This window comes from Phormidesmis sp. 146-33 (assembly GCF_052939515.1).
In genome coordinates, this window is the sequence record NZ_JBJPHU010000018.1 from 14,437 (window position 1) to 36,359 (window position 21,923).

The 21,923-nt window shown below is 49.0% G+C and carries 15 protein-coding genes and 1 CRISPR repeat array; of the genes, 8 read left to right on the forward strand and 7 right to left on the reverse strand.

Annotated elements, in window-relative coordinates; genetic code table 11:
• Positions 1-117 precede the first annotated feature (117 nt).
• From ACJ2PR_RS09750 to ACJ2PR_RS09760, 3 genes are all read left to right on the forward strand, one after another.
• Positions 118-933 (forward strand): squalene/phytoene synthase family protein, encoded by an 816-nt coding sequence (locus ACJ2PR_RS09750; protein ID WP_446876861.1) that lies wholly within the window; start codon positions 118-120, stop codon positions 931-933.
• Positions 934-1,490: 557 nt separating this feature from the next.
• Positions 1,491-1,769 (forward strand): HU family DNA-binding protein, encoded by a 279-nt coding sequence (locus tag ACJ2PR_RS09755; RefSeq protein ID WP_446859312.1) that lies wholly within the window; start codon positions 1,491-1,493, stop codon positions 1,767-1,769.
• Positions 1,770-2,069: 300 nt separating this feature from the next.
• Positions 2,070-3,890 (forward strand): AAA family ATPase, encoded by a 1,821-nt coding sequence (locus ACJ2PR_RS09760; protein ID WP_446876862.1) that lies wholly within the window; start codon positions 2,070-2,072, stop codon positions 3,888-3,890.
• Between the two features lie 318 nt (positions 3,891-4,208).
• On the opposite strand, the gene ACJ2PR_RS09765 is transcribed toward ACJ2PR_RS09760, so the two are convergent.
• Positions 4,209-6,440 (reverse strand): CHASE2 domain-containing protein, encoded by a 2,232-nt coding sequence (locus tag ACJ2PR_RS09765; protein WP_446876863.1) that lies wholly within the window; start codon positions 6,438-6,440, stop codon positions 4,209-4,211.
• A gap of 553 nt (positions 6,441-6,993) precedes the next feature.
• On the opposite strand from ACJ2PR_RS09765, the gene ACJ2PR_RS09770 reads away from it, so the two are divergent.
• Together ACJ2PR_RS09770 and ACJ2PR_RS09775 are read left to right on the forward strand one after the other, a co-directional pair.
• Positions 6,994-7,680 carry a DUF928 domain-containing protein gene (locus ACJ2PR_RS09770; RefSeq protein WP_446876864.1) on the forward strand — a complete coding sequence of 229 codons (687 nt, stop codon included), beginning with the start codon at positions 6,994-6,996 and terminating at the stop codon, positions 7,678-7,680.
• 399 nt (positions 7,681-8,079) lie between these two features.
• Positions 8,080-12,966 (forward strand): CHAT domain-containing protein, encoded by a 4,887-nt coding sequence (locus ACJ2PR_RS09775; RefSeq protein ID WP_446876865.1) that lies wholly within the window; start codon positions 8,080-8,082, stop codon positions 12,964-12,966.
• Between the two features lie 632 nt (positions 12,967-13,598).
• On the opposite strand, the gene ACJ2PR_RS09780 is transcribed toward ACJ2PR_RS09775, so the two are convergent.
• Entirely contained in the window at positions 13,599-13,808 is a 210-nt protein-coding gene (locus tag ACJ2PR_RS09780) for a hypothetical protein (RefSeq protein ID WP_446876866.1), read from the reverse strand.
• A 344-nt stretch (positions 13,809-14,152) separates the two neighbouring features.
• Here ACJ2PR_RS09780 and ACJ2PR_RS09785 point away from each other — a divergent pair, with 344 nt between their 5' ends.
• Together ACJ2PR_RS09785 and ACJ2PR_RS09790 are read left to right on the forward strand one after the other, a co-directional pair.
• Positions 14,153-16,066: an ATP-binding protein gene (locus ACJ2PR_RS09785; protein ID WP_446876867.1), complete on the forward strand. Its 1,914-nt coding sequence runs from the start codon at positions 14,153-14,155 to the stop codon at positions 16,064-16,066.
• A 521-nt stretch (positions 16,067-16,587) separates the two neighbouring features.
• Positions 16,588-17,421 (forward strand): dienelactone hydrolase family protein, encoded by an 834-nt coding sequence (locus tag ACJ2PR_RS09790; protein ID WP_446876868.1) that lies wholly within the window; start codon positions 16,588-16,590, stop codon positions 17,419-17,421.
• Between the two features lie 349 nt (positions 17,422-17,770).
• Positions 17,771-18,316: a CRISPR direct-repeat array (repeat unit 38 nt; unit sequence GTTTCAGTCCCGTTGCCGGGATTTAGGTTTGTGAAAGC).
• A 203-nt stretch (positions 18,317-18,519) separates the two neighbouring features.
• Here ACJ2PR_RS09790 and cas2 read toward each other — a convergent pair.
• The 4 genes from cas2 to cas6 are packed head-to-tail and all read right to left on the reverse strand — an operon-like array spanning position 18,520 to position 21,185.
• Positions 18,520-18,816, reverse strand: coding sequence for a CRISPR-associated endonuclease Cas2 (gene cas2, locus ACJ2PR_RS09795; RefSeq protein ID WP_446876869.1), 297 nt, complete (start codon positions 18,814-18,816; stop codon positions 18,520-18,522).
• Between the two features lie 2 nt (positions 18,817-18,818).
• Positions 18,819-19,796, reverse strand: coding sequence for a type I-D CRISPR-associated endonuclease Cas1d (cas1d, locus tag ACJ2PR_RS09800; protein WP_446876870.1), 978 nt, complete (start codon positions 19,794-19,796; stop codon positions 18,819-18,821).
• Between the two features lies 1 nt (position 19,797).
• On the reverse strand, positions 19,798-20,376 hold the full coding sequence (gene cas4, locus ACJ2PR_RS09805; RefSeq protein ID WP_446876871.1) for a CRISPR-associated protein Cas4: 579 nt from the start codon (positions 20,374-20,376) through the stop codon (positions 19,798-19,800).
• A 2-nt stretch (positions 20,377-20,378) separates the two neighbouring features.
• A complete protein-coding gene (cas6, locus tag ACJ2PR_RS09810) occupies positions 20,379-21,185 on the reverse strand; it encodes a CRISPR-associated endoribonuclease Cas6 (protein WP_446876872.1) in 807 nt (268 codons plus the stop codon).
• A 29-nt stretch (positions 21,186-21,214) separates the two neighbouring features.
• Between cas6 and ACJ2PR_RS09815 the strand changes: the two genes are divergently transcribed.
• Positions 21,215-21,628 carry a hypothetical protein gene (locus ACJ2PR_RS09815; protein ID WP_446876873.1) on the forward strand — a complete coding sequence of 138 codons (414 nt, stop codon included), beginning with the start codon at positions 21,215-21,217 and terminating at the stop codon, positions 21,626-21,628.
• A gap of 3 nt (positions 21,629-21,631) precedes the next feature.
• Here ACJ2PR_RS09815 and ACJ2PR_RS09820 read toward each other — a convergent pair whose 3' ends face one another.
• Positions 21,632-21,895 carry a hypothetical protein gene (locus ACJ2PR_RS09820; protein ID WP_446876874.1) on the reverse strand — a complete coding sequence of 88 codons (264 nt, stop codon included), beginning with the start codon at positions 21,893-21,895 and terminating at the stop codon, positions 21,632-21,634.
• Between the last annotated feature and the right edge of the window lie 28 nt (positions 21,896-21,923).

The following is a 21,923-nucleotide window of genomic DNA, read 5'->3' on the forward strand; positions in this document are numbered from 1 at the left end:
AAATTGTGCGATCGAAACCAGTTGCTTTAAGTCAGTTAAGAACGGTGCTTTCTAGCGTAATCGCCATTTTTAGATCACAACCTGCTATAAAGGTTTCGAGAGAGGAGTGAACACAGCATGAACCCACGTAAAGACGCTTTAGAGATTCTGAAAGAGACCAGTCGGACTTTTTTTATTCCCATCAGTCGTTTGCCTTCAGGTCTTCAAGAAGCCGTTGCATCTGCTTATTTATGTATGCGGGCGATCGATGAAATTGAAGACGATCCCCTGCTTGAAAATGCGACTAAAGCCAAAATTTTACGGGAAATTAGTCTCACTTTGCAGTCAGGAATCGACGGATTTGGAGAAGATGCGTTCAAATCTGCGTTTGGTGAATCGGTCGATCGCTTGCCAGAGGTGTCGCTGAGAATTGGAGAATGGGCAACCCTGGCTCCCAACTCGATTGCGCCGCGCATCTGGGAAGCTACCGCTGCAATGTCCGATCGCATGGCGCACTGGGCCGACTGCAACTGGAGAATTCAAACCGAACAGGATCTCGATCGCTATACTTTTAGCGTAGCGGGTTCGGTGGGTCTGCTGCTCTCGGATCTGTGGGCCTGGTATGACGGCACGAAGACCGATCGAGTTGAAGCGATCGGCTTTGGTCGAGGGTTGCAGGCGGTCAACATTCTTCGTAACCACAGTGAAGACTTGACGCGCGGCGTTGATTTTTACCCAGACGGCTGGACGAGCGATGATCTGCAAGCTTATGCCCGTCGCAACATTCAGTTAGCCGATGCCTACACTGCTTCGCTGGTTTTGGGTAGCCCTGCAATGGATTTTTGTCAAATCATTCTCGCGCTGGGTCACGCCACCCTCGACGCAATGCTGCATGGATCTGAAAAGCTGAGTCGCAGTCAGGTCTTAGCTCTAGTGCAACAGATGACGAGCTAGAGAATTGAGGCAAGAAAATTAAGCCGAAGGTGCACGAAAGCGTTGTCCCTATTTGTCCTGTGGACTGTGGGCTGTGGGCTGTGGACATCAGGGGAAGGCAGGGATTCTTTCGTCTCTGGCTAATGTCTTTGGGTTGAACTCTGTTTGGTTAAAAACGGGGCGTTGCTGAATCAGGGGATGAATTGCCCCAAAGCGCGGGAAACCCAAGGTTCAAAGTCCCCCAATTTTGGGGGATTTAGGGGGCGAAAAGATGGACACTTCCCACAGATTCATCCCTGCTTGAGATCTCGACCTAAGCGATCAAGCCGCCAAACGGCGAAAAGTATGGACACTTCTCACAGATTCATCCCTCCAATCAGCAACGCCAAAAACGGATACTTGAGCTAGAAGATCCCTTCCTCAGTTTGAGAAACTTTATGCCGAAAGTCACGGGTCAGCGTCTTGTGTTTTGTAGAAAATCTCGTTAAGTCTCTGACCAAAAGATGATTTCTTCTAGTACACTTGCACACCAGACGATCGTGAACTACAATTTAGCGTCTGTTATGTGAGGAAACTCAATGAATAAGGGCGAATTAGTCGATGCGATCGCGCAAAAAGCCGATGTCACCAAAAAGGAAGCGGATGCCATTTTGAGCGCAATGCTCGACACGATCCTGGAAACCGTTGCTACAGGAGACAAAGTGAGTCTGGTAGGCTTTGGCAACTTTGAAGTCAGAGATCGCCAAGCTCGCGAAGGACGCAATCCCAAAACAGGCGAGACGATGCAGATTCCTGCGACCCGTGTACCTGCTTTTTCTGCGGGCAAATCCTTCAAAGAGCGCGTGGCTCCCAAATAGTCGAGTCACTTTAGGCGGTTAGCTTTTAGCAACTAGCGTTGGACTAAACCTCTTGATTTCTCAATCCAGCGCATTCAATATTACGACTTGTGAAGGGATTTGAAGACTGTCCTGGAGTCGATCGAAAGTTGCTAAAAGCTAACCCTTATTGAGGCTTTATCCAAAAAAATCGTCGCTAAAGGTTCAAGCCATCAAAGTTGTCCAGAGTGCTTTTGAAGATAGGGCAGACAGGCTCAGACATGCCAAAAACACGCTCTAGACTCTGCCAACTATACTAAAAGCATTGGCGTGTGCGAACCTATGGATAACCTTTTTAGAGAGCTTGAAGAACGGCTAGATCAAGGATTTGAAGAACTTTTAAGCTTTGTCAGAGAGATCGAAGGCAGGGGCGAAAACTCATTTAGTCCAGACGTTTCTAACCATTCTCGCGGCGAGGCTTCCAGGGTTGGCACTGCGTCACGCACTTCGAGTCAAACGGTCGATGAGTCAGATAGTTCTAGTGGCAATGTCATTATTACGCCGCCGCCTCAAGCTGACATTCCTGCCGTCACGCTCACCGGGGTTGGGGGATTGTCTGAAGTTTTGCGAGAACTGCGAGAACTGGTCGAACTGCCACTCAAGCGATCGGATCTTCTGACGCTATTGGGGCTAGAACCGCCGTCTGGTGTCCTTTTGGTCGGCCCACCTGGCACAGGCAAAACCTTGACCGCCCGCAAGCTGGCAGAAGATTTGGAGGTCAACTATATTGCGATCGTCGGCCCAGAAATTATGGGTCGATACTACGGAGAAGCCGAAGCCCGATTGCGAAGTTTGTTTGACAAAGCGGTGAAATCGGCTCCCTGTCTGGTGTTTATTGATGAAATCGACAGCCTTGCGCCCGATCGCTCCAAAGTCGAAGGCGAAGTCGAAAAGCGAGTCGTAGCCCAACTGTTGAGCTTGATGGATGGATTTGCTCAGACTCAGGGCGTGATTGTTTTGGCAGCGACGAATCGCCCCGATCACCTCGATCCGGCCTTGCGTCGTCCCGGTAGATTTGATCGTGAAGTGCAGTTTCGGGTGCCCGATCGCTCAGGACGATTGGAAATTCTCAAGCTGCTGACAAAGACAATGCCGCTGGGAGATGTGGGGTTGGGCGCGATCGCCGATCAGTCGGTGGGTATGGTGGGTGCTGATTTGAAAGCACTTTGTCAAAAAGCTGCCTACACTGCGCTGCGTCGATTGATGCCTGCTTTGAATGCCCCGGTGCCAACGACGATAACCGTAACTCAGGCCGATTTTCTGCAAGCGCTCAAACAAATCAAGCCTGCTGTCTTGCGATCGGTCGAGGTTGAATCTCCTAATGTGGCGTGGGATGCGATCGGCGGACTGGATGACCTCAAGCAAACGCTCCAAGAATCAGTCGAAGGTGCCTTGCTGTATCCCGAACTCTATCATCGAACCAAAGCAAAAGCACCACGAGGCATTCTACTCTGGGGGCCGCCCGGAACCGGAAAAACCTTGTTAGCCAAAGCCGTCGCGTCTCAAGCACAAGCAAACTTCATCGCCGTCAATGGGCCCGAACTGTTGAGCAAATGGGTGGGCGCATCCGAACAAGCGGTCAGAGAACTGTTTGCCAAAGCACGTCAGGCGGCTCCCTGTGTGGTGTTTGTTGATGAGATTGACACACTGGCTCCAGCGCGGGGTAGCTTTCAGGGAGATTCGGGTGTGAGCGATCGCGTCGTGGGTCAACTGCTGACTGAGTTAGATGGACTACACGACTGTCCCAATGTGCTCTTAGTCGGCGCAACCAATCGTCCTGAAGCGCTCGATCCGGCTTTGTTGCGATCGGGAAGATTGGATTTGCAGCTAAAAGTAGATTTGCCCGATCGTACGAGTCGTCTCGCGATCTTGCAGGTTCACAACCACGATCGACCTTTGGCAGAAGTAGCGTTGGCCACCTGGGCCGACCTGACCGACGATTGGAATGGAGCGGACTTAGCCCTATTGAGCAACCAGGCAGCTCTAGAAGCAGTGCGTCGCTATCGAGGTCAAGGACTGAGCGATCCAAGTGCGATTCAAATTACCCAGGAAGATTTTGCAGCAGCCTACGATCGACTCTGTAACCAACGTCAAACTAGATAGCGATTCGAGCTTAACGTTATGTGAATTCGATGAGGTTACTCACTGCGGTTATTGGCGTTGCTGATTGGAGGGATGAATCTGTGAGAAGTGTCCATCTTTTCGCCCCCTAAATCCCCCACTCTGGGGGACTTTGAACCTTGGGTTCCCCTTCGCATTGGAGGCAATTCATCCCCTGATTAAGCAACGCCCGGTTATTAATTCGGCAGCCCCCTAAATCCCCTAAAAGTGAGGGACTTTGAGCCGGAAATCTGGTCTAAAACTCTCTCAGAATTAGCAGCTTGGGCGGCAGAAGATTCAAGCAACGAATCGGAAATCGCCTTATTGAATCGATGGGGAAATGAAGGTAGATAATATCTGTTTCGTCGCTGCGGGTATGGACGTAAAGTAGCCATGATAACAGGGCTGATCGGCGATCGCTTGTTCCACAATTTTGATGTAGAGGTCTTCTCCGGGGGCGGCGGCGAGCGTGATTTTGAGGTTACTGAGCAAGGGAATGGGCTGCTCGGTTTTGAGTTCTGCTTGTTTGGGCGAGAGTTTTGTAATCCATCCAGAGCGTTGACTGCCTGAAATGTGTTTGCCGTCGAGAACAAAAAACTGGATAGGAATGGGGGCGGTGAGTTCGTGAAAAACCTGTCCTGTCTTGGGTAGAAATAGATTGAACGGTTCCCCAATGCCACCGATGTCGTAGATCATAATTGGTTCTTGAAAGCCTTTGGGCTGGATGGGAATTTGCCCATCAATGCGAACGATCGCCCCGACTTCGTGCAGTGTGGATTCAGAAATCAGAATCTGACCGCCGACGGTGTAAGACTCGATGCGCCCGGTCAAATTAACATTGCTGCCGACGACCCCATATTTTGCTCGCTTGATCGATCCAATGTTGCCAACGACGACTTCTCCTGTGTTGATTCCGATTCCAGTTTCTAAATTAGGGATGTCTAAAGACTGGATCTGTTGATTGATCTGATTCATGGCCAATTGCATTGCAATGGCGCAGGCGATCGCGCGATGGGCATCATCTTCTGACGGCTGTAGCGCCCCAAAAATTACCAAAATTCCATCACCGATAAACTCATCGATCGTGCCGCCGTATTGGGTGATCACATCGGCCATCACTTCGAGATAAATGTTGAGAAAATGCACGACTTTTTCGGGCGGACAGCGCTCAGAAATGGCCGAAAATCCGCGAATATCGGACATGAGAATCGTGACTTTGCGACGATCGCCGCCAAATTTTAGACCGTCCGGCGTTTCTAATAAGCTGGTGACAACCTGTTCGGTGAGATAGCGGCCAAACGTACTGCGAATTCTGGCGGAGAGTTGAGCAAAATAAGCCGTCACCGCCAAAGTCGAACCGCCCAAAGCCAGCAGTCCCGGCACCAAAGGCAGCCACCAACCCACGAGAAACGCTGCATAAGCCGCCCCGATCGACCCCACCGCCGCTAAGGGAATCAGCGATCGCCGCCCAACAATCTGAAGCGGATGCCGAACCTGACCCGTCGGACGCAATAACCAGCTACCCGCCGTTCCTACAATCGACCAGACGAGAATCCACAGTAGCTCGATCGATTTGTCCCAGGTTTTGATCAAGGGGCGATCGTCGAGGGCAGTACTCAACAGTTGGCTGGTCAGATTGGCATGATAATAAACCCCTGGCATCTGAGGAGGCAGTTTGGCAATGTTTCGCAGATCGTTACTGTAGGGTGTGTAAAAAACATCTCTGAGACTTTCGGCAACGGGGCCAATTAGAACAATGCGATCGCGCAGTAAGTTAGTAGGAATTTTATTTGCCAAAACGTCTGACATCGAAACCCTCAAAAAGCTGGATTGAGTACCGCGATAGTTTAATAAAATTTGGTAGCCGCCATCGTCCGATCGGACATAGCCACCATCATTTTCACGAAAGGCAGGTAATACAGCTTCACCAAATTTGATCTGTTCTTGCTCAGATACGGTTAAAGGTTTATTTTTCTGTTCTAGATAGATGGCCGCCAGCATTAACGGAAGTGACATCACATTGTTGTCATTTTGATCCGTAAGATAAAGAATTCCCCGTCTAATTTTTCCATCTGAATCGACGATGACATCGTTCGCTGCAACTTGATCGAGTTCTTTTAATTTGGGTGGCGGATCGATTGCGGCTCCTTTTCCATCACTGATTGCTTTTTTGATTCCAATCAGATTCGGGGTCGTTTGAAAAATTTGATTTAGCTGTTGATGTCCCGGTTCGACGGGCAAATCTCGGTAGAGATCCAGCCCGATCGCGGCTGGGGTTTGTTGTCTAATTTTGGTTAATAAATCTGCCAGCATCGTGTCTGACATGGGCCATTTTTTGACTTTTCTCAGATCAGCTTCCTGAACCTCAACGACGACAATTCTTGACTCTGGCGATTCTACAGGGCGCAGACAGAACAATTGATCCAGGCTCCACCACTCTAGCGGTTGCAGCGATCCGCTATATCGAATGAGCATGACAAGTCCGGCGACACTGGGGGCGATCGCAATCACAATTCGCCATTGCCAGACTTTGTATCTTAACTGCTTCCACATAGGTTGAACGCCAAAGATTTGATGTAGTTATCATGCCCACATGCTAGAACCTAATTCCTCTGGAATGTTAGACCGGAGTGCGAGAGGTGGGACGTTAGACATTATTGGACATTAGACGTTAGAAATGAGAGTTCAATAATATCGAATCTTGTAGAGTGGGTTGAGCGCTAGGGAAAGGCCCCGCCAACGGTTGAAATCGTGTCACTTTGCGTGGCTCAACCTACCTACCAATCGTCGGTTTTATTCAATCTACACCCCTTAAACTCGAACCTTACGTCCAACGTCTTCTTCAAGCCTCCTGTGTTGTATCCGAATATTTACTTAAATGAATTCCGGAGGACTGGATCAAAGCTTTGGTAAATATAAACATCCTCAACTATGTATTTTCTGTAGGGAATAATTTTTTTGGGCTATAACGATTGAGTGTTAGCCGTAATGTTCGCAAAGCTTTTTGTATAAAAATCACAAGACAATCGACAGACTTCTCAATCAAACTACTGTGAAAATGATGCGTCCATTTAGATTAGCGACTTTGATTTTGACGGCCGTTTCTATGTTGACTCTTTCAGAGTTAGCAGCGATCGACCTGACTTCTAATCCTTCGCCCTTGAAAGAAAACGCTGCGATCGCGGCTCCTCGTTCTAATTTTCGCTATCAACTGCCCAAAACCCGGAAGATTGTCAGCACTCAAGGAGCCGGGTCACGGACGGGTGGAGAAGCCTTACGGGTCAAAGTAGAACTGCTGGTGCCCAAAGATCACATAGCATTGACGACGGCTGGGCATCCTGCTTTTTTCTGGTATTTCTCCAGCGTTCCGACGGTGCCCGTAGAAATTGCTTTGTATAAACGAGGCGTGGGCACTCCGATTTTTGTGCAGCGTGTCCAGGTCAAGCAGGCGGGAATCTCGAAAATCGAAATGCCACAAAACTTACCAGAACTCACCCCCAATGCTGACTATCGCTGGTCAGTGTCTTTGATTCGTTCTGAAGATGAACGATCGACCAATCCCACCTATCAAGCCTGGATTCAACGAGTCCAACTGTCTGCCAAAGAAACCAAACAATTTCGGTTAGTTAACTCTGCTCGCGATCGCGCCATGCTCTACGCACAATCGGGCTACTGGTATGACGCATTGACGGCGATAGCCACTCCCTACATCAGCAAACCCAACCCCACATTACAGTCAGACTTAGCTCTGTTGCTCGATCAGGTTGGACTGGCGAGAACGATTCAGAAATGAGGGAGGAGGGAGGAGGGAAGAGGGAAGAGGGAGGAGGGAGGAGGGAGGAGGGATGGGTTCTGTGTTTTAAATTGATCTGAATTTGATGAATTTCTTTGCTTCGGTTGTAAATTCAGATTGCCTCCCAAATCTCCATCAATGAAGGCTCAATTAGAACGCTTGTTTAAAGTCCTCCAGAATGGGGGGTTGGGGGGCAGAAGCGCTAGACAACGAAGCGAAAAATCTCGACCCCTTGCGGGTAACTCGAAGAGATCGAACTACCGTCAAACCACTTATTCAACAGTCATTCCTCAAACCCAAAATCCAACACTCTGAACCCAAAATTCCACATCACCTTTTATCCCTCCTCCCTCCTCCCTTAATACCCTTCATCCTTCATCCCTTAATTTAGAGGTTTCCATGACTACGCTAGTTTCTATTGTGATGCCCAACTACAACCGGGAAAAGTACTTGGCAGCCGCGATCGAGAGTGTTCTCAAACAAACCTATTCAAACTTTGAGCTATTGATTTGGGATGATGGCTCGACGGATCAATCAACAGCGATCGCTCAACAATACGCGCAGCAAGACCATCGAATTCGAGTGGTGACAGCAGAACATCAAGGCGTGACGAAAGCGGCTCACGGCGCGATCGCTCAAACTCACGGCACCTACATTGGCTTTGTAGACAGTGACGATCTTCTAGCATCGACTGCACTCGCACAAACAGTTAGCATTTTGGAGCGGGAGGCGGCGATCGGGCTGGTCTACACCGACTATGTTGAAATGGACGCAGCCAGCAAGATTACAGGATATGGTCATCGCTGTCACATTCCCTACTCTTCAGAACGGCTGCTCGTCGATTTTATGACGTTTCACTTTCGGCTGATGCGGCGATCGACCTACGAACAATCCGGCGGCATCGATCCCAGCTTTTCGGGAACGGCTTATGACTATGATCTATGTTTGAAATTGTCCGAAGTTACCAAAATCCATCACCTCAGCCAACCGCTTTACTTTTATCGTCGTCATGCTGAGAGTATTTCAACCACTCAAAACGTGGAGCAGATTGTTTGGTCACAGCGAGCGATTGAGCAAGCGCTTGAGCGTCGAGGATTAAACGATCGTACAATCGAAGTGCAATGGTCTAATCGTGAGTTTCAGCTACGACGACGGACTGTAAACCCTTCAAAACAGATTCGTCAGGCTGCTGTATGTTCTCTGTTGGCAACCATTCCGCTAATGGTCGCCGAAACACCGCTTTTAGCTCAAGTCACACCTGCGATCGATGGAACGGGTACGATCGTGACTCGCAATGCTACCCAAGTTAACGTCACGGGTGGAACACGCAGTGGAGCAAATCTGTTCCATAGTTTTAGTGAGTTTGGAGTAAGACCAGAGCAGATTGTTAACTTTGAATCAAGTTCGGCGCTACAAAACATTCTGGGGCGGGTTTCGGGCGGAAATGCATCGGTCATTGAGGGGCTGGTGCGGGTTAGTGGCGGTAGTACCAATCTGTTTTTGATGAATCCGGCTGGCATTGTTTTTGGGACGAATGCTCGGTTAGATGTGCCAGGTTCCTTTACTGCAACCACTGCAACGGGGATTGGATTTAACAATCAATGGTTCAATGCAGCGGGAGCTAACAACTACACCACGCTAGTTGGAACGCCCAACGCCTTTGCTTTCACAACCACTCAACCAGGAGCGATCGTCAACGCTGGAAATCTCAGGGTGAACACTGGCAGTCTGATGCTACTAGGCGGGACAGTCATGAATACGGGACAACTCACAGCCCCACAAGGACAGATCACACTAACATCGGTGCCTGGGCAAAGTGTAGTTCGTCTCGGTCAAGTTGGGAGTCCTCTGAGCTTAGAAGTAACGCCCGATTCTACTTCCTCAAACTGGAGGCTCCCGATCGCGACGCTGCCCCAACTACTCACAGGCGGCAATCTTAGCAGTGCAACTGGCATTACGGTTAATCCGAATGGCACGATTCAACTGACTAGCTCGACAACTCCACTCCCGACCACACCAGGAACAACTTTAATTAGCGGAGAAGTAGTAGCTCCCGAAATCAATGTATTTGGCAACCAAGTTGGACTAATTGGAGCGAATCTCAATGCCTCTACACCCCAACAAGGAGGAACCATCCGGATTGGTGGTGACTACCAGGGCAAAGGAACCGTTCCCAATGCTGCCCAAACGTTTGTGAGTCCTGACACTCAAATTTCGGCTAGTAGCCTACTAGATGGCGATGGCGGGCGCGTCATTATCTGGTCAGATCAGAACACTCAATTTTTTGGGTCGATCGCGGCTCAGGGTGGTAAGAATTCGGGTAATGGAGGCTTTGTCGAAGTGTCGGGCAAAGAGGCGCTCACGTTCAAAGGTCAGGTCGATGTGTCAGCGCCCAATGGTCGTTTGGGTAATTTGCTACTTGATCCAACGACGCTGACCATCATTGATGCCCCCGCAGGCGGAACCTTTGATGCAACAGCGGGAAACATTCCTTTTGGACTGCCGGACAATGGAGCGAATACAGTCTCGTGGGGAGCGATCGGCGCATTAGGATTTGGAGCGAATGTTAGCTTACAGGCGACGGGTGATATTACGATTAATCCGATCACAGGCAATACGCCCGGAATTACAACACCTGGTCTAGCTAGTTTGAATGCCGCTAACTTTAGTTTGACTTCTACCAATGGCTCTGTTATTTTTGCTAATCCAACCGACACTATTCAGGCGAGAGGCGGCAACATTACGATCGCTGGAAACAGTCTAAATTTGGGCAATCTAGATACTCGTTTTTTAGGCAGTACTAACAGTGGCATTGTCACGCTGACTGCAAACGGCAACATTACCGCCAATGATATTATTACTACGGGAAATGGCTATTCGGGTGGCAATATCAACATTACTAGCAATGCTGGAACCATCAATCTCAGAAACATCGACTCTAGTACTCTCGAAAGTGCCGGACTTGCGCCAGTTGCCGGAAATGTCCAGATCACAGCCCTGGCAGGAAGCATTACGGCAAACTCTATGAACGCATCTGCGACAAAAATCAACCCAAGTGGAGACTTTACAGCAACCGCAGGAACCATCAATTTAACCGCTAGAAACAACGTTACGGTGAACGGGGATATTAACGCTTCTGCGATCGCCACCAATGTCGATGGAGTAGCAGGCGCGATCGCAGGAACAGTCACCCTCAACTCAACCAATCCAACTCCCGGCAACAATATTCTGTTTAGTAGCATTAACACTCAAGCAACCAGCGATTTTGGAGCAGCCATTCTCACGGGCGGGGCTGTTCAGATTGCGACCAACGGCCGCATTCAAGGCATCGGAACAACCGCAACAGGTGACACCATCAATACACAGGGGATTTTGGCTGGGGGCGGCGCAGTTCCAGATGTTAGCTTGCAAGGAGGTGGCGTAACCATTCAGCAGGATGGCGGAGCGAACAATGATCCCTTTACGATCGGGAATTCTGCCCTAAACGGAACAGCCGGACCGATTAATACAGGCGGAGGCACGACGATCGCCGCAGGGACTTTTCCCGTTCTTCCCAATGGTGGCACTGCTGCCGGAACGCCTCCCGGTACTACCATCATCTCGGTAAACACGCCGCCCACCGTCACCACTAATCCGCTTTTATCTAACAATGCTCTCCCCAACCAAGCATTCTCTTTTACCTTCACTGCGAATACAGGAGATACTAACTTAGATAATACAACCGTAATCATTGATGCGATCGCTTCAGGAACGCTGCGTCGAGGTAATACGATTCTCAATGTAGGCGATACGATCGTCGTCGGTGAAACACTCAACTACACGCCACCGACTAACACACTGGGCTTGCTGAATGCCTTTCGGGTGAGGGCCAGCGATCAGGTGTCTGACTCAACTCCCCAAGCGATCGCACTCAACATTCCCGGCCCGACAGTGACAAACTGCACAGTTGACTGCGTGAACAATCCCCCTGGCGGTAAGCTCCCCACGCCCGATCAAATTACTCCTGCCAATCAGCCGCTACTCAATCCCAACATCACCCCCGAAGACCGATTTACGTCTTCTTTTGCCGACTATTTGGGAATCTTTAGCCCCGCTCGCAAGACCGAAGATGATGGTCAAACCCTGGCTCAAAAGGTTGAAAAAGCCACCGGGGCCCGACCCGCATTTATCTATGCTAGTTTCGTCCCGGCTGACTTGAGTGGCACTGCTAGAACGGCCCGCACTACAGCCGCCCAGGAAAGCGATCAACTAGAACTACTCGTCGTCACTGCCAAAGGGCAACCCATTCGCAAACGCATTCCCGCCGCGACTAGAGCCAAAGTCCTGCGCGCAGCAGACGATTTTCGCAACGAATTGATTAATCAGAGAAACTTGGGAACCGACACCTACTTACAGTTATCACAACAGCTTTACGGCTGGATCATTGCTCCGATCGAGTCCGAACTTCAAACTCGCAACATCAACAATCTCGTGTTTTTGCCGGATACTGGATTGCGCTCAACGCCGATCGCTGCGCTCCATGATGGCAAAGGGTATCTCGTCGAGCGGTATAGTGTCGGATTGATGCCCAGTCTGAGTTTGACCAATACAGTGATCACCGATATCAAGGATTCTCAACTGTTGGCGATGGGTGTGTCTCAAAGTACTCAAGGTCAGGAGCCATTACCCGCCGTCCCGGTAGAGTTGTCTACACTGGTCGCTAAAATTTGGCGTGGTCAGCTAGTTCTCGACACCCAAACCACGCTGCAAACTCTGAAAACCCTCCGAGGTCAACAGCGCTACGGCATTCTCCACATGGCCACTCACGCTTCATTCAATCCGGGGCCCGTCGGAGACTCTTATATTCAACTTTGGGACGACAAACTGAGACTTGATCAGGTGCGGCAGTTGGGGTTAAACGATCCGCAAGTTGAGATGATGGTATTGAGCGCCTGCAAAACCGCCCTGGGTAACGAGGAAGCCGAACTAGGATTCGCAGGATTAGCCGTCCTTTCGGGGGTGAAAACAACGGTTGCAAGCCTTTGGGCCGTCAACGATGCTGGAACGGCTGCTCTAATTATCAAGTTTTATGAGAACCTGAAAACGGCTCCCACTAAATCAGAAGCCCTACGACGGGCACAGTTGGCTATGATCAAAGGAGAAGTCTATCTCAAAGACGGACAGATTCAAGGATTAGGGACGATCGGAGGCATTCCGTTACCTGCTGCCAGCGTCGATACTGTCGATGAGCCACTTTCTCATCCCTACTATTGGTCAGGCTTTACAATGGTCGGCAATCCCTGGTAAGCGTCTGCTGATACAAAAGATTGAAGGTCAAATAGAGGGTTGAATAGGGGCATCCCAATTGTGCAAAATCTCGGATTGCCCTCCTCACGAAGTGGGGCGAAGGGAGTCAGATCTCTGTTCCCTCTCCTTGGGGAGCTACCGTGTACACACAAGTCCGGAATCGCTTCGTTTCAATCGGCTTCAGCCCCCTAAATCCCCCATTCTGGGGGACTTTGACAAAGAAAAGATTTCCAAAGTTCAAAGCCATTACAACATCTCGAAGTCCCCCAATTTTGGGGGATTTAGGGGGCGAAGGGTCTCGGCAATGACGGATCAATCAACTTGTGTGTACACGGTAGCCTTGGGGAGAGGGTTAGGGTGAGGGCAGAAAGACTGTGCTACACAATTGGGATGCTCCCGTTGAATCGTCTTCTGACAGAAGTGTTCAACAGCCGCAAAACCTGTCCTAGAATGCTGATGTGATTGATGCGTGATTGCGATCGGGTAAGAGACTTTAGACCATAGACTTCGGACTTCAAACTAAGTAGATTCTTGATTGTCTGTCTAATGTCTTTTGTCCAGGATCTAAAGTCTCTGCTACCCATGCTTCACTTGTTTGGAGGGTAACGGCTAGCCGCTTATTGTTAGCTCGGTTACTCTGCTACTTTGTTGCCACTTAAGAGATCTGTTAGAAACGATCGCGCTTGCTCTAGTGGCACATGTCTGGGCTTGCCTTTGTAGACAATCTGATACTCGCCTTCAAACTCTCCGTCGCCATACCCAGAGATCAAGTGTTGGTGAAAAGCATCTTCGGCAAGTTGGTGAACTTCATCTCTAAGACCAGCGTTTTTTGTAACAGTCATTGCTGTCTCCTTATGTACGCTTATAGACTAACTGTATTAGATTTTACTTAAAAATACACCTACCTATAGTTCTAGCCCATTGGGAGGAGTTTATTTACAGTTGCTTTCTAATGGAATTGCAGCAAAAACCGCAGCACACACAACTTACAGAGAACGATCGAGACAAACTCGTGGTGAAAGTTCTTTAAACCCAAAGGGCAGAAGCTCTGAGCAACGCAGCAGGAGAAGTCTATCGAATTAAGTTAGGAATCAGTAACACTCAGGATAGCGGCTCAACTCCTTAGATAGACGCGGACGACTCAAGCTAATGTTATTGTCTGATCGCACAAAATTACGGTTTAGCTATGGTTCTTGATCAGGGCACTGATGTCGTTCGCGTGAATGCTAGGAGAACCGATGCCTTCGACATTTTTAGCATTCAATATTATGTTGGGCCAAATCCTTATTTAGAAACAGCGGCAACGGTTTTTGACTTTGCGCTAACAGGGAATGCAGAACTGCTCCCTCTAGAGGAATACATCGCTGGCGTAAGCGATCGCTATCCCCATCTGCGCGAAGACTCTTATCCTACAGTCGCCCATTTATTTGCTCGTACCCTGGCAGAAGTCAGCAAACTAGAAATGGATTTGCACTCCGATCGCTGGAGTCTCACCCCTATATCAAATTCTTCTGTTCGCATTGCGGTTCAGGCGCTTCATGCTCGGACTAGTCGCTCGATCGTTTATTGTGTATGGGATTGGTTTGAGGCACTGACCCAAAAGCAGCCGTTTTATCTCGATGATCAAATCGAAGTGCTGCAAGTGCTATTTCGGCAGTCGGTCTATGGTGGCCCGACGGTCTATGCATTGCTCAAAACGGCTCACGAGTTAGACATTCCTGCTTTCTATTTGTGGGATGAAGGGCTAATGCAGTATGGCTATGGTCGAAAACAAGTGCGAGGAGTGGCGACAACGTTTGATACTGACAGCCACCTGGATTCTGACTTCACCACTCGCAAAGATGACTGTAAGGCGTTTCTGACTATATTGGGATTTCCGGTGCCGACAGGCAAGATTGTGGGCAATGTGGAAGCGGCTCTCGCAGCAGCAAAACGAATTGGCTATCCGGTAGCAATCAAACCTGTGGTTGGACATAAAGGAATTGGGGTGACAGCGGATGTTAAAGATGCAGATGATTTAGAGTTGGCATTCGATCGCGCCGTTCAAGCCATTCCTCCAGAACAGTCGATTCGGGTGATTGTAGAAACGAGTATTTCGGGGGCAGACTTTCGGTTGCTCTGCGTGAATGGTCGATTTGTAGCAGCGACTGAGCGCCGTCCGGCTTCTGTGGTCGGAGACGGAAGTTCTACGATTCAGGAATTGATCGATCGGTCTAATCGGACGGTCGAGCGATCGGATACGCCCACTTCTCCACTCGGAAAAATCAAGTGTGACGATGCAATGGAGCGTTATCTAGAGGAGCAAAATTTAACGTTAGATAGCGTTGTCGAATCTAATCGCACCGTTTATCTGCGTAAGGTTGCAAATTTATCTTCTGGTGGTCTGAGTATTGATGCAACTCGTATTATTCATCCTGACAATATTGTGTTGGCGCAGGATATCGCCCAGCATTTTCGGTTGACTTGTCTTGGGATTGATGTGATTGCCCGTGATCTGAGCCAGTCCTGGAAAGCAGGAAATTTTGGCATTATTGAGATCAATGCGGCTCCTGGCATTTTTATGCATCTCAAGCCGTCGATCGGCGATCGGGTTGATGTCACCCATCACATTCTCAAAACCTTTTTCTCATCCAGCACTGATGCCCGGATTCCGACCATTACTTTCAACCGAATTTCTGTCCCACAGCTTGAAGAGATTATTGATCACATTCTGCTACACCACCCTGACTGGACGATTGGGGCCGTTTGTCGGTCTGCTGTGTTTGTCAATCGGTCTAAAAAGAATCTACATCCCGATTACAATACCAATGTTCAAAATCTATTACGCAATCCCAAGCTAGATTTACTGATTGCTGAGTATGATGAGGCGGTACTAGACAAAGAAGGAATGGGCTACTACGGAAGTAACCTTGTAGTATTAGACCAGCCTACTTCTACTGAGCAAATGCTGGCGCGGGATGTCTTTGAGGACTCGATCGTGGTCACAACCGAAGGAGAGAATGTTTCAATCCGCCGTGAGGGTCTTGTCGAACAATATCAACTCGGTGCCCAAGAGCCACTAAGTCGTGTCTATCTCAAGGAGATTGCAACGTTTTTATAGCAGCTTGTTGAGAGTTTAATCAGCAGCGTTGCCGAAGGCTCCTACGAAGCTAGGGTGTGTTTTAAAGCCTTTGGCTGCCGTTGCATTCTCCCCGTGATTAAAATCCGGGCTAACAGAACAAAGTCCACTGAAGGGACTGAAACTAAGGAGTACTCCCTTTAGTGGACTTATACCCAATCAATTAGTTAATGCTACAGATCCTTCGCCCCCTAAATCCCCCATTCTGGGAGACTTTGAGAATCCAATACTTCTTTGTCTTAAAGTCCCCTACAAGTGGGGATTTAGGTTGCTCTCTAAGATCTGTAGCACTCAAAGATCAATTTGGTATTAATTCTGTTAGCGTGAACTTTCAGTTCAATGTGGGTCTGCAACAATAGCGAGAGAGTGTTAAAACACATCCTAATATTACCTGGCAGATATTCATGCAGGAAGTCGATTGATTAGATCGTCTAACTGTAGTGCCAAGTCTAGAAATTATTCTTCTTAGTGACTATGATTACAGAGACTCACACCCCAGAAACATGAAAGAAATCACACGTCGTCAATTCATTACAACCGCTACGATCGCGACAGGGTTTGCGCTGGCAGTGCAGCCCGTTTCCGCTAAAACAATCACTACAGATGCGAAGGGGTTAGTTGCAGGCGCAGTCAAGATTCCGGTTAAAGATGGCTCGATTCCTGCTTACAGAGCCGCACCTGCTACAGGGAGCAACTTCCCGATCGTGCTTGTCATCCAGGAGATCTTCGGCGTACATGAACATATTCAAGACATCACTCGACGGTTTGCGAAGTTGGGCTATTTGGCGATTGCTCCCGAATTGTTTGTGCGCCAGGGCGATGTTTCTAAGTTGAGTAGCATTGATCAGATTCGTCCGATCGTGGCTAAAGTACCCGATGCTCAAGTTCTATCTGATCTGGATGCGACGGTCAATTGGGCTACTAAATCTGCCAAGGGTAACGCCGACAAACTAGCGATCACAGGCTTTTGCTGGGGAGGGCGAGTTACTTGGCTCTATGCGGCTCACAATCCTACAGTGAAGGCGGGTGCTGCTTGGTACGGGCGATTGGTTGGGGATGCGACTCCGTTAAATCCTAAGCACCCGATCGACATCGCATCAACCCTGACGGTTCCCATTCTCGGACTCTACGGCGGCAAGGATACCGGGATTCCCGTTAACACGGTGGAACAGATGCGCGATCGACTCAAATCCAGCCGCAGTAAGTCTGAAATCATTGTCTACCCTGATGCCCCACACGCCTTTTTTGCAGATTATCGTCCTTCTTATCGAGAGACGGATGCTAAAGACGGCTGGAAGCGATTGCAAGCGTGGTTTAAGCAGAATGGAGTTGTGTAGGTTAAATTATTTTGTGCTGTTTCTCTCAACTTTATCCATTTGATGAGATTCGATGCGTAGAAAAGGTAGCACAATCAGAACAAGAATAATGAATGGGTTCTGATCAGAGAGGCTACCAAAAGACTGATTAAATTTGATGCTTCCGTTTGCCGTCGTGTTTTCCAAGTGGGTGTGGCAAATCATATTAGTTGTGGGAGCCATTAGCACTAGGGAAACGGACGGTGAGCGCGATTTGGCGAGTGATGAGGTTAGAGCAATGTCTTTCCAGAATTGTCATCGGGTGCTGAATCGAGCAGTGTGGTCAAGCCACAGGCATAGATTGCAGGAGAATTTGTTGCTTACCTCAGAGGTTTCAGTCCCGTTGCCGGGATTTAGGTTTGTGAAAGGATAATCTGGTTTACTGCCCCTGGTAATAATCCGTGTTTCAGTCCCGTTGCCGGGATCTAGGTTTGTGAAAGCACAGACGGCTCTACAAAGTTTGAGACGTACTCAGGTTTCAGTCCCGTTGCCGGGATTTAGGTTTGTGAAAGCGCTAAGTCCAGCAAGATGACAATCCTACAGTCCCAGTTTCAGTCCCGTTGCCGGGATTTAGGTTTGTGAAAGCTTATGGGATGAATGAAGCGGCTCTGGCGGGATGGGGTTTCAGTCCCGTTGCCGGGATTTAGGTTTGTGAAAGCCCTGGTAATAATTCGGCAATCCAAGCGATTATAGCGTTTCAGTCCCGTTGCCGGGATTTAGGTTTGTGAAAGCGATCGTAATTGGATTCAATGAAAGGCAACTTAAAGTTTCAGTCCCGTTGCCGGGATTTAGGTTTGTGAAAGCATGTCTTTTTCACTCGACTTCTCAGCCAACTCCCTGTTTCAGTCCCGTTGCCGGGATTTAGGTTTGTGAAAGTCCGCGCTCTGAAACATCCTCTGGCAGAGGGTTCTACAACCGATTTTGGCAAACCTCAACTGAAACATTGATTTCAGCCAAAATAGTTTTACCAGAGCATATACGCGATTCTTGAAACTATTGGATTGTCAAGGTTCTGGGTTTTGGCAAACCCCCCAGGGTTTTCGCCCTCGCTTTGGTTTGCCAAAAATCGAATCACGCTCATCATAAGATAATACTCGTTTCCTGTCGAGGCTTTTCTGACCCATAAGAAATCGTCCGCCTCACCGCCCCCGCATCCAACACATAAATTCGCACCGAATCCTCATCCGGCTTGATCAACTTCTCCACTTGCACCTGAAGCTTTGCAAACTGAACCGCACTCAAAAAACACTCAAACACACTGTATTGCGTCCATTTGCCATAGCCACACAGCAACTTGTGCAGCCGAGTCCGTCGTTTGTTGGCAGCCTTGCTATCCGGCAGATCATAAATAATCAAGTAAAACAAAGTAGACATCATGATTAACGAAGGATCAACGGCTTATAGTCCACCCCCTCCTGCAAATGCCGCGCCAAAAGCCTTGCCTGCAACTCAATCGATCGCCGATACGTACAGCGATACCCAAACACCGGATGCGTAAACTCATCACTCAACTTTCGCTCAAACGCCACCAAAAACGTCTTCCGCCCCCCATCCGAAAGCAAATACGCCCCCAAACTCTCCGTAAAATCCTTGGGTTGAAGCTCCCGATTGTTTAACACCGACAGCACCACATTATCTGCAATCAGCGATCGCATCTCCTCCATCAGATCCAACACCAAAGCTGGCTGTCCCCGCGTCACCTCATGTAAATAGCCAACATAAGGATCAAGTCCTGCCAAATGAACCGCCGCCGTCACCTGCGACTTTAACAACCCATAAGCAAACCCCAACAGCGCATTTACCGGATCAGTCGGCGGGCGGCGCGTGCGTCCCGAAAACGTCCAAGGTTCCTTCAACATCTGCGACCAGCAGGCAAAATACTCCCGCGCTGCTAATCCTTCCATCCCGCGCACCTGGTCGATCGACGACTGCCCCTCAACACTCGCCTTTCGCTGCTTCAAAGGATGCTCCTTGACCCCGTGACGATACAACACCGTCGATTGATTGTGAATCTTGGCAGTCACGATCGCTTTCACCAACGCCAACTTCTGCCCCTGATCCTCATACCTCCGATACTGCGCCAACCGCAACTGACCATTACGCGACTCAGACGGCAAAGCAGACCCCAAATGCTTCCCAAAACTGGACAGATAATGCACCGACATCCCCAACTCCAACGCATACATCAAGGCATCGCCTGTCACTTGCGGATTGCCCATCAGCACCACTTGATCAACCGTCTGCGCGGGAATCGTTTGTTTTTTCCAAGACCCATCCGGTTGTTTGAGCTTAACCGTAAACGCTTCATAGGATTTATTTAGAATGGCATCTGGCTGAGTCACATAGAGAACAGGCATCTTAGCTCCTTAATTGCTTTATCTCGATCGGTAGACAAATACTCTGCAAACTACACGCCTGACATTTTGTTTTGTGGTCGATCGGCGCAGGCATCGGACGAGATTCAGCCATCTGTGCCGCCCAAATCGCTTCCTCCGTCATCTGTCGCAGTTCAGTCGAAAACTCCACCCTCTGTCGTCGTCGATTTGCGTAGTAGAAAATTTCACCAAAAGCAATCGCTTTCCCGGTACGCTCCTCCAAACACAACGCCGCCGCACAAAGCTGAAAATGATCGCTCAAATGCCGCCCCATTTTCCCCTTCTTGTACTCCAGCGGAACTAGGTTCCCCGATCGCTCCTCCACTGCATCAATGATTCCGCTCACCCGTAGGCGTTCTGACCAAACCCACTGCTGCTGATGGATTACCGTCTCGCCTTCTTGAGTCACCCCGGCTTCATTAATGTTGCGATGCAAATGAGTCCCCAACACGATATGCTCATTTTCCGCCATTTCTCCCAGCACATATTCCAAATAAAACCGCCGCGAACAGTACTCCCAAGCATTCAAATACGAGAGAGGCAGATAGTTTTCAGAATTCATGATTATCTTCTTCGTACCATTCCCATTCCCATCGGTGTTTTCCGGCCCACTCCGGCATACAGTGCAAAATCTGCTAACGTGTTAATCTGCCGAATTGTTTGAGCATCCACATCGCCCAAGATTTGAAACGTCACTTCCCCGACACAGCCAATCAACTTACTGCGACTATCCATCACGATCTCAGTCCGAATATCAAAGTAACTCGGAAAGATCGCTTCAACGATCACGTCAGAAAACGGAATCTCACTGTATTGATTCCACCGCCGCAACAAACTTTGAAACACTAATTCTTTCGTCGGCAATGCGCTGTCATACTTAGTTTGCCGAAACGTCGTCGGCGTACAGAACTGAAATTTAATCTGGCGATCGCGCTCTGATGCCTGCTCATACAGTTGGGTATACGACCTAAAGCCTGCCCAGGGCTGTCTCGCTTGCGCCGTTCCCAAAATGCTCGTCACACTCAGATTGGCGGCTCCCAGATGCCACGGTTGTTTTGGACTCAACATCAGCCAAAGCTGCGCCAACTGACCAAACAATGCATCATCCAGGAGTGAGATTCTCCACCAGCAAGGGGTTGCAGCCGCGATCGCCCGTTCATGCTGATATTGAAGTACATGACCGCGATTCTGAGTCTGCAAAGCACTGAGCGTAAAGGACTTATCAGCGGTCTGTTTGTGCAGGGTTTCGCTAAGAGTGGGATCTTGTGACCTTACCAAATCCAAAAACAATGCATGGAGATGTCGCCCACTCAAATGACTTGCGGGAATTGGAGATTGAGGTAAGAGATTTAGGACTAAACTATGAGGCATAAGCTGTTCATCATGGGATAGGAAGAGCAATGCAAATTGATGATTACGCACAGGCGATGGAGCTAACTGAAAAACTTAAAGCCAGCCTCCCGCTCCAGGTTTACCCTACTAAGCAGATGGCAAAAAGGTTGAAGGCTCAGGGTAAATTCCTTGACCCAAGTCGTGAGTACACCGTAGATTCAGTGATCTACGCTGGAGACATGGGTGGCATTACTTGTTCCCTCAAGGGTGATCCCGAAGGTAAGGAGGTCTTTTCAGTTTCAATTACCCATTTAAAGGTTGATCCAGCGCATCCTTTAGCAGAAGAGCTACAAGCCTACCAGAGCAGACGTACCCGTGGGCTGGCGATTCAAGATCGAGGTGGATTTGCAGCAGAATTTTTGGGGGAGCAACCAACGTCTGCTAAAAAGCAGATTAAGAAGGGCTTTGGCAAATCGCTGTAAAGATCACTTGCCATGCCAATCTTCATCAGCAATGTGGTTGTAGCTATGAAGGTAAGCAACCTGAGTCGTCGGAACATCAGGAAGTGGCTTTAGCTGGTCATCGTTGCTACCATGAGCGCCGTAGTACCAGATGCGATTCACATTTAGTTGAATTGAGCATTTCTCAACTTCAATGATGTCGTTGTAGCCGCCTTCATAGCCGCGAACAACCACGGGAGTCGATGGATCAAACTGAGAAAGTGCTTCTATGAGTTCTGCGATCGTCATCGTAAATTTTCCTCGCTGTATTGCAAAC